We start from the raw sequence: 13,387 nt of genomic DNA, 5'->3' as shown, positions 1-13,387 counted from the left end.
AGACCCAACAGTGCTGGGAACTTTAACACCGCGCCACGGCGCGTCGGCGCCTGCGGCACGGCCTGTGCGACGGTGCCGATCCGGCCGGTTACCTGTAGGGTCTGGTCCTCGTGGTGGAAAGTAGAACCCCTGCCCGTCGTGCCGTGTACCTGTGGGGCTTGCTCACCTCGCTCGGAGTGATCGCCGGCTACGGCGCGGTTCTGCTCGCCAACGTCCGGCACTTCTATACCGACGACACCGAATCCCAGTACGTCCCGCTGTGGGTGATGCTCGGCAGGCGGCTGCGCGACGGCGATCTGCCGGTGCTGGTGCCCGAGCACTGGATGGCGGGTAACTACGCCATCGAGGAAGCGGGACTGCTGAATCCGCCGCAGCTGCTGATCGATCTGATCGCGCCGTCGGTGGACAATCTGGTGCTGTACGCGACCGTGGTGAAGCTGATCTTCGCGATCATCCTCGGCCTGGGTGTCTACCGGATCTGCCTGGCCTACGGGTCGCGGGTGCAGTGGGCGGCGCTGGCGGGGGTGTCGATCCCGTTCACCGGCTGGCTGTTGTTCTTCGACGAGGCCAGCTGGATGACCGCCTTCACCGGCACCGCGTGGATGGTGCACGCGTGGGCTTCCGGGGTGCGCTATGCGCGGGGTCGTGGCGGGCCGATTCCGGTGTTCGTCTACCTGTATCTGGCGATCTCGGTGCAGTACATCTTTCCGGCGGTGGAGGCCGGTCTGATGATCGGCGCGGTCGCGATCGGTGAGCTGGTGTATCAGCGGACCTGGCGGCCGTCGCTGAAACTGCTGCTGGTGTCGGCGCTGGCGGCGCTGGCCGGGGCGGCCACCTATCTGCCGAGCATGTTGTCGGCGAAGGTGACCTGGCGTGGCACCGCCCAGATCAACAACGACCAGTTCCTCACTGTGCCGTGGTCGGAATCGCTGAACGCGAGCCTGCCCTCGACGCTGCCCGCGTTCACCTCGTGGTGGGGATACGTGCAGCCGCTGCCGGTGGTCTACATCGCCTGGTTCCTGATCCCGGCGCTGGCCTTCATCGACTGGGGCCGGGCGCGCGCGGCGTGGCGCGAGCTGACCGGCATCACGGTGTTCGCGGTCGCCGCGCTGATGTGGACCGCGGGTCCGGGCACGATCGGTCCGCTGCGCTGGCCTGCCCGGGTGCTGCCGATGGTGGCGCTGGGCCTGCTGCTGCTGGTGTGTGTGCTGCTCGGGCGGTTCGCGACAGTCAAGGACTGGCGGCCGCGGTGCGCGGCGGCGGCGGTGCTGGTCGGGCTGCTGTGGGTGCGGTCGTTCTCGGCCGATCCGCATCATGTGACCGCGCATCTGCTCGCCGCGGCGGCCATCGTGGCGCTGGGTGCGGGCATGGTGTGGCTGGCCATGAACAAGGGGACCTCCGCGGCGGTCGCGCTGGGGATCATCGCGGTGTTCCCGATCGCCTATGTCCAGGTCGACCGCGCGCAGCCGACACCGATGAGCTGGAATCTGCCCAGCGACCGGGCGGCGGCCAGGGCGGCGTTCCCGGAGTTCGCGGGCACCACCCTGCAGCTCGGTGACCGCGCGCTGATCCAGCCGGGGGAGCGCAGCCTCGACGGCGCCTACGGCTCGCTGGTGTTCGGCAACTACGCCAAGGACATCGAGCGCACCTACGTCAGCGGCTACACCCCGAACGGGCACTTCTGGTTCGGCGAGATGCTGTGCATGCGCTGGGACACCAGCGTCTGCCCGGACGCCTACCGGCGCGCGTTCGCGGTCGAGCCGTCCACCGGCAAGACCATCGTGGACCTGATGAACGTCGACCGGGTCGTGCTGCAGACCGCGCTCTACCCCGATGCCCGCAACCAGCCCGCCCCCACCGGCTGGCGCTGGGCCGACTACCCGGGCCACGAGAAGTACATCGCCGTCCTCGAACGCGAGGACGGCCTGATCTCCACCCGCAACGGCCGCATCTCGGCCGTCGAGGGTGCGACCGCGGTCTCCACCGCGGAATCCGACACCACCAGCCGGGTCAGGGTCAGTTCCGAGAACGGCGGCCGGATCGTGTTCGCGCGGCTGGCCTGGCCGGGCTACCGGGTGAGCCTGAACGGCGAGGACATCCCGTTCCAGGTCGTGGCCAAGAGTTTCGTCGCCGTCGACATCCCCGCGGGCACCCGCGACGCCGACCTCGAGCTGACCTGGCGTCCGCCGGGCTGGAAGATCGGCGGCGCCGCGATCGCGGCCGGGCTGCTCGGGCTCGGGGTGTTGCAGTGGCTCTACCTGCGCGGCCGCAAACCGGAGGACGAGCAGGACGCGCCCGCCGCGGAGGCGATCCCCGACGACGACGCCGAGCTCGCGGACGCGCTGCGATGACCACCGAGGCGGCGCCCGCCGACGGCGTGCTCGAGACGCCGGGCCCGCTGTTGCGGATCGTCAAACGCCAGGAGCTGGCCTTCGCCGTCGTCGGCGGCTTCAACACACTGCTGGGCATGGTCCTGGTGGTGTGCTGGCTGCGGGTGCTCGGCGACGGCAGGCCGGGCCTGGCGGTGGTGGCCGCCTACGCGGTGAGCACGGTGGTCGCCTTCGTGCTGCATCGCACGCTGGTGTTCCGGGTGCGCGGCAGGCTGGTGCGCGATTTCGTCGCCTTCTGCGGGGTGAACGCGGGCGGGCTGGTCCTCAATGTGGTCCTGGTGGAACTGGCGGCCACCGTTCTCGGCTTCCCGGCCGAGCCGGCGTCGGTGCTCGTGATGGGGCTGGTCGCGGTGCTGAGCTTCTTCGGGCACCGCTACATCTCCTTCCGGCGGGCGCGGTAGGTTAGGGGCATGGCGCACGAATCCACCCTCGACGCAACCCTGCTCGGCCTGCTGGCCTGCCCCCAGGACAAGGGCCCGTTGCAGCTGGTGCGCACCGAAGCCGGGGCGAGCGTCCTGTACAACCCGCGGCTGCGCCGCGCCTACCCGATCGACAACGGCATCCCCGTCCTGCTGATCGACGAGGCCCGCGATGTCACCGACGCCGAGCACGAATTCTTCCTCGCCGAGTCCTGACCGGACCCACCTGCTCGAGTTAGGCTTGCCTTACCAACTCGATCAGGAAGAGGGTGTCCGATGGCCGACGACGTCGCGCTCAGCGGAATTCCACTGACCATGCTCTGGACGTTGCACAACCGGGCGTCGGAGGCGCGGCGACCCGACGCCGTCCTCGACGATCCCGACGCCGTCCGCCTCTACGAGTCCATCGATTTCGACTACCGCGCCACCTTCGGCGAACCCGACGGCACCCACGCGGTGCGCGCCGTCCGGTTCGACGCGGCGCTGCGGCCGTGGCTGGCCGCGCATCCCGGCGGCACCGTGGTGGAACTGGCCGCCGGCCTGGAAACCCAGTTCCAGCGCTGCGACGACGGCGCGGTGCAATGGTTCTGCGTCGACGTGCCCGAGGCGATCGAGATCCGCGCCAGGTTCCTGCCGCCGGGCCCGCGCACCACCTACCTGCCGATCAGCGCGCTCGATCTGTCCTGGCTCGACCGGATCGATCCCACGCGCGGCGTCTTCGTCACCGCGCAGGGGCTTTTCATGTACTTCGACCCCGCCGACGTCCGCCGCCTGGTGGTCGCGATCCTCGACCGATTCCCCGGTGTGGAGCTGATGTTCGACACCATCCCGCCGTGGTTCTCCCGCAAGACGCTGCGTGGTTTCCGCAAGACACCGGACTACACCGCCCCGCCCATGCCGTGGGGTGTGCGGCGCACCGAAGTGCCCGCGTTGCTGCGCGAGTGGAGTTCGCGGGTGGACTCGGTGGAGGTCTCCGCGTTCAGCCCTTCGCACGGTCCACTGCCGGTGCTGCTGCCGGTCTTCGAACGACTGCCCGTGCTGCGCGACATCCCGCCCGGCATCGTGCGGGTGCGCGGGGTGTCCTGAGTGCGGATCAGGCTGTGGCGGTACCGATCTCGCCGGTGAGGTACCGCTGCACGCTGGGCCCGACGGTGGCGACCACGGTCGCGGCGGGCATCGACGTCAGCGGTTCCAGGCCGACGATCTTGCGCGCGATCAACACCCCCATCATCTGCGCCGCGACCAGGGCGACCCGCGCGTGCCCGTCGTCCTGCGGTGTCGCGATACGCAGACGCACCCGTTCCAGCACCACCTGCAACAGGAACGACCGCGCGAGCTGCGTTTCCCCCGCGATCATGCTGCGCACCATGGCGACCACGCCGGGCCCGGCCGGAGAGTCCCACACCGACAACACCGCGCCCACGATCGTCGCGCCCAGCTCGTCCACGGGCGCGGTGTCGATCGCGGACAAGGTCGCCTCCGGGTCGGCCGGGAAGTCGACCACCGCTGCGAACAACTGCTGTTTGGTGCCGAAATAGTGGTGCACCAGTGCGGGATCCACGCCCGCGTCGGTCGCCACGGCCCGGATCGAGGTCTTGTCGAAGCCCAGCTCGGCGAAGCGGGCGCGGGCGGCGTCGAGAATGGCGGCCTTGGTGTCGACATTGCCCGGCCTGCGCCCACTGCGCCTGCGCGGCCGGGTCCGGTCGCCACTCATGCTGTGTCCTCCTCGGGTCACGCGGTCCGTCGTCGCAGGGTAGCCGCGGCCAGCGCCAGCGCCACCACCGCGAAGCCCGCGACGACGGTGATATCGCGCCACATCGTCGCAGTCGGTTCGGCGTGCAGCGACACCTGCTGCAGCGCGTCCACCGCGTAGGTCAACGGCATCACATTGCTGATCGCCTCCAGCCAGCCAGGCAGCTGACTACGCGGAACGAGCAGGCCGCACAGGAAGATCTGCGGTGCCACGATCACCGGCATGAACTGCACGGCCTGGAATTCCGTGCGCGCGAACGCGCTGGCCAGCAGGCCGAGCCCGACGCCGCACACCGCGTCGACCATCGCGATCAGCATCACCCAGCCGGGGCTGCCCGCGGCGGTCATGCCCAGCAGCCAGAACGACACCGCGCAGGCGATCGCGGCCTGGGCCGCGGCCGCGGCGGAGAACGCGGTGCCGTATCCGGCGAGCAGGTCGAGCTTGCTCAGTGGGGTGGTGAGCAGCCGCTCGAGTGTGCCGGAAGTGCGTTCGCGCTGCATCGCGATGGCGGTGATCAGGAACATCACGATGAACGGCAGGATACCCAGCATGGTGATGCCGACCCGGTCGAACATCGTCAGCGGGGTGAGCGCGGTCCGTGGCGTGTCCTGGTAGATGAAGTACAGCAGCGTCATCAGGACCGCTGGGACCACCAGGATCATGGCGACGGTGCGGTGGTCGTTGCGCAGCTGACGCAGGATCCGGCCGGTGGTGGCGGTGTAGGGCCGCAGGATGGTGGTCATGCGCGCGCTCCCATCGTGATCAGGGTGAGGAAGGCGGTCTCGAGGTTCTGCTCGTCGGTGCGTTCGCGCAGTTCGTCGGGACTGAGCTGGGCGAGTAGCGCGCCCTCACGCATGAGCAGCAGGGTGTCGCAGTGTTCGGCCTCGTCCATCACGTGACTCGACACCAGCAAGGTCGTTCCCGCCGCGGCCAATTCGCGGAACTGTTTCCACAGCTCGACCCGCAGCACCGGATCGAGCCCGACCGTCGGTTCGTCCAGCACCAGCAGTTCGGGCTTGCCGACCAGCGCGCACGCCAGCGAGGCCCTGGTCTTCTGCCCGCCCGAGAGCTGATCGCCGAGCTGGCCGGCGTATTCGGCCAAACCGACCGCGGTGAGCGCGGATTCGACATCGTCGCGATCGCGGCCGTAGAGCGCGGCGTAGTAGCCGACGTTCTCCCGGACGCTGATATCGGCGTAGATGCTCGGCGCCTGGGTGACGTAACCGACCCGCCGCCGCAGCCCGGCGCTGCCCGCCGGTTCGCCGAGCACGGTGATCGTGCCCGACTGCACCAGCTGGGTGCCGACGATGCTGCGCATCAGAGTGGTTTTGCCGCAGCCGGACGGCCCGAGCAGGCCGGTGATGGACCCGCGCGGGATCGCCATCGACAGGCCGTGCAGCACGGTGCGCTTGCCGCGCCGGACCGTCAGATCGCTGACCTGCACAGCGGCCGACGGCGGTGGGGTGTGCGACATGGTCGCCTCAATTCATCGAGTGTTGAATTCACTACGTGATGAATTTAGCGCGACCCGGTCGGCACGGCAAGGGTCAGTGGGCGTGTCCCGGCGGCGCGCCCGCCTGCTGACCGGGCTCGACGACGACGAACTGGCCCATCATGCCGAGGTCCTCGTGCCAGAGCAGGTGACAGTGATACATGTACGGCGTGTCCGGATCAGCGGGTCCGTCGAAGCGCAGCGCCAGTCGCGCCGTCACCCCTGGCGCCAGGAAAATGGTGTCCTTGGGCCCGGTCAGCGCCGGTGGTGGCGCGCCGCCGGCATAGTCGAGCACCCGGAACTGCACGTCGTGGACGTGGAAGTTGTGCGGCATGCCGTCGACATTGCGTACCGCCCAGATCTCGGTGGTCCCGCGGGTGACGACGGTGTCGACGCGATCCATCGCCATCTTCGCGCCGTTGATGCCGGAGAAGGCGAGATCGAACCGTCGTTCGGTCACCGCGTCGCTCCCGTCGGGCGTCGACGCGGGCACCAGAGCGGCCGGCAGCGCCGGGGACTCGCGCAGCGTCGGGGCGGCGCGCAGTTCCAGGATGTCGAAGGTGTCGTCGCCGCCGGCGAAGCGGTTGGCCCAGAAATCGAGCCCGGCGTCGAGGCGGTCGCTGCGCAGGACGGTCCGTTCGCCGGGCCGCATCCGCACCACGATCTCGGCGCGTTCACCGGGGGAGAGCTGGACGCGATCCAGCGTGGCCGGCCGTTCCAGCAGCCCGCCGTCGGTGCCGACGAGCGCGAACGGGCGGGCATCGTCGAAGGTGAAGGTGTAGATGCGCGCGGTCGAGGCATTGAGCAGCCGCAGGCGCACCAATTCGTCGCCGATCTCCTGGTACGGCGCGAGGGTGCCGTTGACCAGCGTGCGATTCCCGAGGAAGCCGACATCGCGGAACGCCGTGTGCGCGCCGTCGAGACGGTCCCCACGCAGCCGCAGGTCCTGCACGATCACCGGCAGGTCGTCGACACCATAGGTACTGGGCAACCGCAGGGCGGCCGCGGCGGCGTCGTCGACGAGGAACATGCCCGCCAGCCCGCGACGGACGTGGTCCTCGGTCGCGCCGTGCGGGTGCGGGTGGTACCAGAGCGTCGAAGCCGGTTGCGCCACCGTCCATTCCGGTGTCCAGGTCGCGCCTGGCTCGACCATCTGGTGCGGTCCGCCGTCCATCGTGGCGGGCAGGTGCATACCGTGCCAGTGCACGGTGGAGGCCTCGGGCAGCTGGTTGCGAACACGCACCCGGACGCGTTCGCCGTTGTTCGCACGCAGCGTCGGTCCCAGATAGCTGCCGTTGAAACCCCACGTCTCGGCCTCGTGCCCCGGCTCGAACGCTGTTGTGCCGCTCTGTATGTCGAGGGTGAACACGCGGGTGCCGTCGGGTTCGACGGTCGACGCGGCCAGCGGCGGGATCGTCAGCGGCCGGGTGAATTCGGTCGTGCCGACGGTGGAGATGTCGGCGGTCGACCAGACCCAGGCGACGCCACCGGCGATCACGGTGAGCACGACGACGACCAGCACACCGGCACCGAGCAGTGCCCGGCGCAGGCGGCGGCGCAGTGGAGAAACCATGCGTCGACGGTAGGGAGCGTGCGGGCCTGTCCACATCGGGGAGCGACCCCGATCCGCACCTCGAGATTTCACCGAGCATCAGTATTCGTCCAGGTCGGGCCTATGTGATGTGGATCACTTGCAGAGGTGTCACGTCGTGGCCGGCCCATTTGTCCCATGAACATCCCACCGACAAGGAGTGCCGCCATGACCACCACCACGCACCGCATCGTCGTCCTCGGCGCCGGCTACACCGGCCTGTTCGCCGCGGTCCGGCTCGCGCGCCGCACACGCAAGCTGGATGTGCGGATCACCCTGGTCAACCCGTCGGCCCGCTTCACCGAGCGGCTGCGGATGCACCAGATCGCCGCGGGCCAGGAACTCGCGCACCACGACATCCCGGCGATCCTGGACGGCACCGGCATCCAGTTCGTCCAGGGCTGGGCCACCGCCATCCACCCCGAGGCGCGGACCGTGCGCGTCGACGGTGCGGGCGACCTCGCCTACGACGAGCTGATCTACGCGCTGGGCAGCGCCACCGACACCGCCACCGTCCCCGGCGTCGCCGATCACGCCTGGACCCTGAACGATCCGCGCGTCGCCCACGAATTCGCGGGCCGGCTGACCGAACTCGCCGCAGTGGGCGGGACGGTCGCCGTCTGCGGCGCCGGCCTGACCGGCATCGAAGCCGCCACCGAGATCGCCGAGAGCCACCCCGGCCTGCGCGTCACCCTGGTCGGATCCGGCGAACCCGGTGCCATGATGGGGGAGAAGGCGCGCGCCTACCTGAACGCCGCACTGGACCGGCTCGGCATTCAGCGCGCGATCGGTCAGCGCGTCACCAAGGTGCTGCCCGCGGCAGTCGAACTCGCCGACGGCACGCTGCTCGCCGCCGATCTGACCCTGTGGACCAGCGGCGTGCGGGTCGCACCGCTGGCCGCCGAGTCCGGCATCGCCGTCGACGAGCACGGCCTGATCGTGGTCGACCCGACGCTGACGTCGGTGTCGCACCCCACGATTCACGCCATCGGCGATGCCGCCGCCGTCCGGCAGGCCTGGGGCGCGGTGCACGGCACCTGCCAGAGCGGGCTGCCCACCGCCGCCTACACCGCCGACAGCATTGCCGCGCGGCTGCGCGGAAAGCCGGTGCGCCCGTTCCGTTTCGGCTACTTCCACCAGCCGGTCAGCCTGGGCCGCCGCGACGCCGTCATCCAGTTCACCCATGCCGACGACAGCCCGCGCCGGCTGTACCTCACCGGCCGGCCGGCCCGGATCTACAAGGAACTGGTGAGCAGCAGCCCGGTGCCCTCGGTCAAGGCCAGCAAGAAGATGACCACGACCGTCCAGCTGTCCAAGGGCGGCAAAGCGACACGCGTTCGGGCCTGAGCGCACTACCATCCGGCACGGTGGAACCCATGCCGGATCAGGATCCCTTTCTCGAACACCGCCGCCTGCTCTTCGCCACCGCCTACCGCATGCTCGGCACGGTCACCGACGCCGAGGACGTGCTCCAGGACACCTGGCTGAAGTGGAACGCCGTCGACCGGGCGACGGTCACCCATCCCCGGGCGTATCTGGTCCGTACCGTCACCAACCTCGCGCTCAACCGGCTCACCTCGGCCCGCGCCACCCGCGAGCAGTATGTCGGGCCGTGGCTGCCCGAACCGGTGCTGACCTCACCCGACATCGCCGAGGACACGGCGCTGGCCGACACCGTGTCCACCGCGATGCTCGTCGTCCTGGAGACCCTCGCGCCCGTCGAACGCGCGGTGTTCCTGCTGCGCGAGGTCTTCGGCTACACGCACGCCGAAATCGCAGGCACCCTCGACCGTTCCGAGGCGAACGTGCGCCAGATCGCGCACCGCGCGAAGAACCACGTGCGCGCGCGGCGACCCCGCTTCGACACCGACAAGGCCGCCCGCGCGCACGTCACCGACCAGTTCATGGCCGCCTGCGCCGGCGGTGACCTGAACGCGCTGATGGACCTGCTCGCCCCGGATGTCACCTGCTGGTCCGACGGCGGCGGTGTCGTCACCGCGGCACGGCGGCCGCTGCACGGCCCCGACCATGTCGCCCGCTGGATTCTCGGCGTGCTGGCCAAACCGTCGTCGGCGGGGATCGAACTCACCGCCGCCGAGATCAACGGCGAACTCGGCGCGCTCGCCGCGCTGGCAGGCAATCCCGGCGCGGCCTTCACCTTCGACCTGGTCGACGGCCGGATCAAGAACCTGCGTTTCCAGGTCAACCCGGGCAAACTGGCCGGGCTCTACCACGGCACCGACCTGCTGGGCTGACGACGCCGTCCCGGCATGGGCGACAATGGCGACCGTGTCCGCTCAGGAACTCGCCGTCGACCCGCCGACCGCCGCGCGCAGACTGCTCGGCGCCACCCTGTCGTCACGCGGGGTCGCGCTGCGGATCGTGGAGGTCGAGGCCTACGGCAGCGATCCGGCCGGTCCGTACCCCGATCCGGCCGCGCATTCCTGGCCGGGACCCACGGCCCGCAACGCGGTCATGTTCGGGCCGGCCGGGCGGCTCTATGTCTACCGCTCCTACGGAATTCACCTGTGCGTCAACGTGACAGCCACCTTCGACGGTGTCGCGGGCGCGGTGCTGGTGCGCGCCGGGGAGGTGGTGGACGGTGTCGAGATCGCGCGGGAGCGCAGGCCCGCCGCCCGCACCGATGCCGGTCTCGCTCGCGGCCCCGGCAATGTGGGCAGTGCGCTCGCGATCGGCTTGGACGACTACGGCGCCGAGCTGTTCGACCCGTTCGCCGCCGTCCACCTCGCCCTGCACCCACCCGTTCCCGACGCCGCCATCGCGGTGGGTCCGCGTGTCGGCGTCAGCGTGGCCGCCGAGGTGCCGTGGCGGTTCTGGCTGCCGGACTCCGCCGCGGTATCGGCCTACCGGCGCAGCCCACGCGCACCGGCGCGAACGGTGTCGTCCCGGCGTCCATGACCGCCTCGGCCGCGCACGCTGCGCGACCCGGTCGCAGATGCTCGGCGTGCAGCACGGCGCGAGCCGGAAAGCGCGGCCAACCTGGCTGACACGTTCTGCCCGCTGATCCCGGCCGCCGAGTTCGTCGGCCGCGACAACACCGCCGCCTCGATCTCGGTGACGAACCCAATGGTCGCGGCGCATTCCGGATGCGACGATCGAGAATCCGAGATCGATGCCCGACCAGCAGGAGCGGCCCGTGTTCACCTTCCCCAGCAGCGACGGCACCACGATCCACGTGCGGAGCTGGCTGCCCGCCGACCCGCGCGGCATCGTGCAGATCGCGCACGGCATGGGCGAACATTCCGAACGCTACGGCCACCTCGCCGAGCGGCTGGCCGAACTCGGCTATGCCGTCTACGCCGACGACCACCGCGGTCACGGGCACAGCATGGGCGAGATCCCCGGCGACCTGGGCCCCGACGGCTGGAACCTGCTCGTCGCCGACGAAGTCGCGCTCACCGGCATCCTGCGCGAACGCCACCCCGGCCTGCCGCTCACCCTGTTCGGGCACAGCCTCGGCTCCTTCGCTGTGCAGCAGTACCTGCTCGACCATTCCAGCCTGATCGACGAGGCCGTGCTGTGCGGCACCACCGCCGTCGACGGACTGTTCGCCGAGATGGCCGCGGCCGGCGGCGACCTGACCGCCTACTTCAACGCCGGATTCCAGCCCACCCGCACCGACGCCGACTGGATCAGCCGCGACGAAGCCCAGGTCGACGCCTATCTCGCCGATCCGTGGTGCGGCTTCGCCATCGACGAGGCGAATATGGGCCTGCTCGCGGCGACCGCGTCGACCCGGCTGTCGAACCCGGGCACCATACGCACCGACCTGCCGATCTATGTGATGGTCGGCGACAAGGACCCACTCAACGCGGGCCTGCGCCTGTCGGACCTGCTGGTGCGGCGCTACCGCGACGCCGGCCTGACCGACATCACCTACCAGGTCTACCCGGATGCCCGTCACGAGGTGCTCAACGAACTCCAGCGCGACGAGGTCGAAGCCGATCTGCTGGCGTGGGTGACCCGCGCCCGGGTCTGAACCCGGATACGGAAAGATGGAGCACCGTGACCGGTGACATCTTCGACGAACTGACCTGGCGCGGCCTCATCGCGCAGTCCACCGACCTGGCCGAGCTGCGCGCTGCGGCCGCCGCGGCGCCGCTGACCCTCTATGCCGGTTTCGATCCCACCGCGGCCAGCCTGCACGCGGGCCACCTGGTTCCGCTGCTCGCGCTCAAGCGATTCCAGCGCGCCGGCCACCGCCCGATCGTGCTCGCCGGCGGCGCCACCGGCCTCATCGGCGACCCGCGCGACGTCGGCGAACGCACCATGAACTCCACCGACACCGTCGCCGACTGGGCGCAGCGCATCCGCGGCCAGCTGGAACGCTTCGTCGACCTGGACGACTCGCCCACCGGCGCGGTGATCGTGAACAACATGGACTGGACCGGCTCGCTGTCGACCGTGGACTTCCTGCGCGATGTCGGCAAGCACTTCTCGGTGAACGTCATGCTGGCCCGCGACACCGTCAAGCGGCGCCTGGAAGGCGAGGGCATCTCCTACACCGAATTCAGCTACATGCTGCTCCAGGCCAACGACTACCTGCAGCTGCGGCGCGAACACGGCTGCACGCTGCAGGTCGGCGGCTCCGACCAGTGGGGCAACATCATCGCCGGCGTCGAGCTGAACCGTCGCGTCGACGGCGCGCACGTGCACGCGCTCACCGTGCCGCTGGTGACCTCGGCCGACGGCAAGAAATTCGGCAAGTCCACCGGCGGCGGCAGCCTCTGGCTCGACCCCGAACTGACCAGCCCCTACGCCTGGTACCAGTACTTCGTCAACACCGCCGACGCCGATGTCGTGCGCTACCTGCGCTGGTTCACTTTCCTGAGCCGCGAGGAGCTCGACGCACTCGAACAGGCCACCGCCGAGCGCCCGCACGCCCGCGAAGCCCAGAAGAAGCTCGCCGCGGAGATGACCACGCTGGTCCACGGCGACGCCGAGACCCGCGCGGTCGAACTGGCCAGCCAGGCGCTGTTCGGTCGCGGTGAGCTGAGCGAACTGCCCGAGAGCACGCTCGGTGCCGCGCTGCGCGAGACCGCCGTCGACGGCAAGGTCGCCGAGGTCACGCCGGGGGAGCCGAGCACCATCGTCGACCTGCTGGTCGCGTCCGGCCTGTCCGAGAGCCGGGGGGCGGCGCGGCGCGCGGTCAACGAAGGCGGCGCCTCGGTGAACAACGAGCGGATCACCGATATCGAGTGGACTCCGTCCGAGCCCGACTTCCTGCACGGGCAGTGGCTGGTACTGCGTCGCGGAAAGAAGAACATGGCCGGGGTTCGTCGGATAGCCTGAACCCGTCGCGGAGGCCTGAATCACACTCGTGTGATTCAGGCCGGCGATACCCCTGGCTACAACGCGCCTACCAGCGCAGATACCCTGTTGTCCAGGCGATTTGACGCGGCGTTATCCGGCGCGTAACTTATTGGAAGTCAGAGCGACACGGACACCAACCCGGAGCCGAGACGCTGGTCCGAGCGGCCGGCGGGGCCAGGGAAACGCGGTAGGACGGGGAAGCGCCTGGCGGCGCCTCAACTGAGTGACCAGGATTACGATTGACATCGCCTGGAAGTGAAGTTAGGCTGGAACAGTTGCCCTGCAGGAGATCCGGACGAGAGCCGGTGGTTCTGCTTGTGCGTGTGTTCTTTGAGAACTCAATAGTGTGTCGATGAATGTCAGTGCCAATATTATTATTGGTTCCGCTTCTCATACCCCCCGGTTGAG

General features: G+C 69.6%; 13 protein-coding genes. 9 read left to right on the top strand and 4 right to left on the bottom strand.

From position 1 onward, the window contains the following. Positions 1–113: 113 nt before the first annotated feature. From ACFXK0_RS24905 to ACFXK0_RS24890, 4 genes are read left to right on the top strand one after another with little or no spacing between them, the layout of a single operon-like run. Positions 114–2,351 (top strand): hypothetical protein, encoded by a 2,238-nt coding sequence (locus tag ACFXK0_RS24905; RefSeq protein ID WP_379413214.1) that lies wholly within the window; start codon positions 114–116, stop codon positions 2,349–2,351. Further along, positions 2,348–2,791, top strand: coding sequence for a GtrA family protein (locus ACFXK0_RS24900; protein ID WP_379413212.1), 444 nt, complete (start codon positions 2,348–2,350; stop codon positions 2,789–2,791). The genes ACFXK0_RS24905 and ACFXK0_RS24900 overlap by 4 nt, the downstream gene beginning before the upstream one ends. A gap of 9 nt (positions 2,792–2,800) precedes the next feature. Then, positions 2,801–3,025 (top strand): Trm112 family protein, encoded by a 225-nt coding sequence (locus ACFXK0_RS24895; RefSeq protein WP_379413211.1) that lies wholly within the window; start codon positions 2,801–2,803, stop codon positions 3,023–3,025. Between the two features lie 60 nt (positions 3,026–3,085). Next, positions 3,086–3,895: a class I SAM-dependent methyltransferase gene (locus ACFXK0_RS24890; RefSeq protein WP_379413209.1), complete on the top strand. Its 810-nt coding sequence runs from the start codon at positions 3,086–3,088 to the stop codon at positions 3,893–3,895. 7 nt (positions 3,896–3,902) lie between these two features. Here the strand turns inward: ACFXK0_RS24890 and ACFXK0_RS24885 are convergent, their stop codons facing one another. The 4 genes from ACFXK0_RS24885 to ACFXK0_RS24870 form a co-directional block, all read right to left on the bottom strand. Then, positions 3,903–4,523 carry a TetR family transcriptional regulator gene (locus tag ACFXK0_RS24885; RefSeq protein ID WP_379413207.1) on the bottom strand — a complete coding sequence of 207 codons (621 nt, stop codon included), beginning with the start codon at positions 4,521–4,523 and terminating at the stop codon, positions 3,903–3,905. A gap of 17 nt (positions 4,524–4,540) precedes the next feature. Beyond that, complete coding sequence (locus ACFXK0_RS24880) at positions 4,541–5,305, bottom strand: ABC transporter permease (RefSeq protein ID WP_379413206.1); 765 nt, start codon at positions 5,303–5,305, stop codon at positions 4,541–4,543. Further along, on the bottom strand, positions 5,302–6,036 hold the full coding sequence (locus ACFXK0_RS24875) for an ABC transporter ATP-binding protein (RefSeq protein ID WP_379413204.1): 735 nt from the start codon (positions 6,034–6,036) through the stop codon (positions 5,302–5,304). The genes ACFXK0_RS24880 and ACFXK0_RS24875 overlap by 4 nt, the downstream gene beginning before the upstream one ends. A gap of 73 nt (positions 6,037–6,109) precedes the next feature. Further along, a complete protein-coding gene (locus ACFXK0_RS24870) occupies positions 6,110–7,627 on the bottom strand; it encodes a multicopper oxidase family protein (RefSeq protein WP_379413203.1) in 1,518 nt (505 codons plus the stop codon). Between the two features lie 186 nt (positions 7,628–7,813). Between ACFXK0_RS24870 and ACFXK0_RS24865 the strand changes: the two genes are divergently transcribed. From ACFXK0_RS24865 to tyrS, 5 genes are all read left to right on the top strand, one after another. Continuing rightward, complete coding sequence (locus tag ACFXK0_RS24865; protein ID WP_379413202.1) at positions 7,814–8,992, top strand: NAD(P)/FAD-dependent oxidoreductase; 1,179 nt, start codon at positions 7,814–7,816, stop codon at positions 8,990–8,992. A 29-nt stretch (positions 8,993–9,021) separates the two neighbouring features. Further along, positions 9,022–9,900: an RNA polymerase sigma-70 factor gene (locus tag ACFXK0_RS24860; RefSeq protein ID WP_379413201.1), complete on the top strand. Its 879-nt coding sequence runs from the start codon at positions 9,022–9,024 to the stop codon at positions 9,898–9,900. 34 nt (positions 9,901–9,934) lie between these two features. Then, the gene (locus ACFXK0_RS24855) at positions 9,935–10,564 is read left to right on the top strand and encodes a DNA-3-methyladenine glycosylase (RefSeq protein ID WP_379413199.1); all 630 of its coding nucleotides are present in this window, start codon (positions 9,935–9,937) and stop codon (positions 10,562–10,564) included. A 214-nt stretch (positions 10,565–10,778) separates the two neighbouring features. After that, entirely contained in the window at positions 10,779–11,645 is an 867-nt protein-coding gene (locus ACFXK0_RS24850; RefSeq protein WP_379413198.1) for an alpha/beta fold hydrolase, read from the top strand. 26 nt (positions 11,646–11,671) lie between these two features. Further along, positions 11,672–12,958: a tyrosine--tRNA ligase gene (gene tyrS, locus ACFXK0_RS24845; protein ID WP_379413196.1), complete on the top strand. Its 1,287-nt coding sequence runs from the start codon at positions 11,672–11,674 to the stop codon at positions 12,956–12,958. Positions 12,959–13,387: the final 429 nt, after the last annotated feature.

Source organism: Nocardia sp. NPDC059177, from assembly GCF_042755165.1.
Taxonomy (GTDB): Bacteria; Actinomycetota; Actinomycetes; order Mycobacteriales; family Mycobacteriaceae; genus Nocardia.
Note: the sequence above shows the minus strand (reverse complement) of the source record. Positions and strands in the feature narration are given on the sequence as shown.

Excerpts from the sequence above, each read along its gene's own strand:
- ACFXK0_RS24860 (WP_379413201.1), top strand. The coding sequence starts at position 9,022 with ATGCCGGATCAGGATCCCTTTCTCGAACACCGCCGCCTGCTCTTCGCC.
- ACFXK0_RS24900 (WP_379413212.1), top strand. The coding sequence starts at position 2,348 with ATGACCACCGAGGCGGCGCCCGCCGACGGCGTGCTCGAGACGCCGGGC.
- ACFXK0_RS24895 (WP_379413211.1), top strand. The coding sequence starts at position 2,801 with ATGGCGCACGAATCCACCCTCGACGCAACCCTGCTCGGCCTGCTGGCC.
- ACFXK0_RS24850 (WP_379413198.1), top strand. The coding sequence starts at position 10,779 with ATGCCCGACCAGCAGGAGCGGCCCGTGTTCACCTTCCCCAGCAGCGAC.
- ACFXK0_RS24890 (WP_379413209.1), top strand. The coding sequence starts at position 3,086 with ATGGCCGACGACGTCGCGCTCAGCGGAATTCCACTGACCATGCTCTGG.
- ACFXK0_RS24875 (WP_379413204.1), bottom strand. The coding sequence starts at position 6,036 with ATGTCGCACACCCCACCGCCGTCGGCCGCTGTGCAGGTCAGCGATCTG.
- ACFXK0_RS24865 (WP_379413202.1), top strand. The coding sequence starts at position 7,814 with ATGACCACCACCACGCACCGCATCGTCGTCCTCGGCGCCGGCTACACC.
- ACFXK0_RS24880 (WP_379413206.1), bottom strand. The coding sequence starts at position 5,305 with ATGACCACCATCCTGCGGCCCTACACCGCCACCACCGGCCGGATCCTG.
- ACFXK0_RS24885 (WP_379413207.1), bottom strand. The coding sequence starts at position 4,523 with ATGAGTGGCGACCGGACCCGGCCGCGCAGGCGCAGTGGGCGCAGGCCG.
- ACFXK0_RS24870 (WP_379413203.1), bottom strand. The coding sequence starts at position 7,627 with ATGGTTTCTCCACTGCGCCGCCGCCTGCGCCGGGCACTGCTCGGTGCC.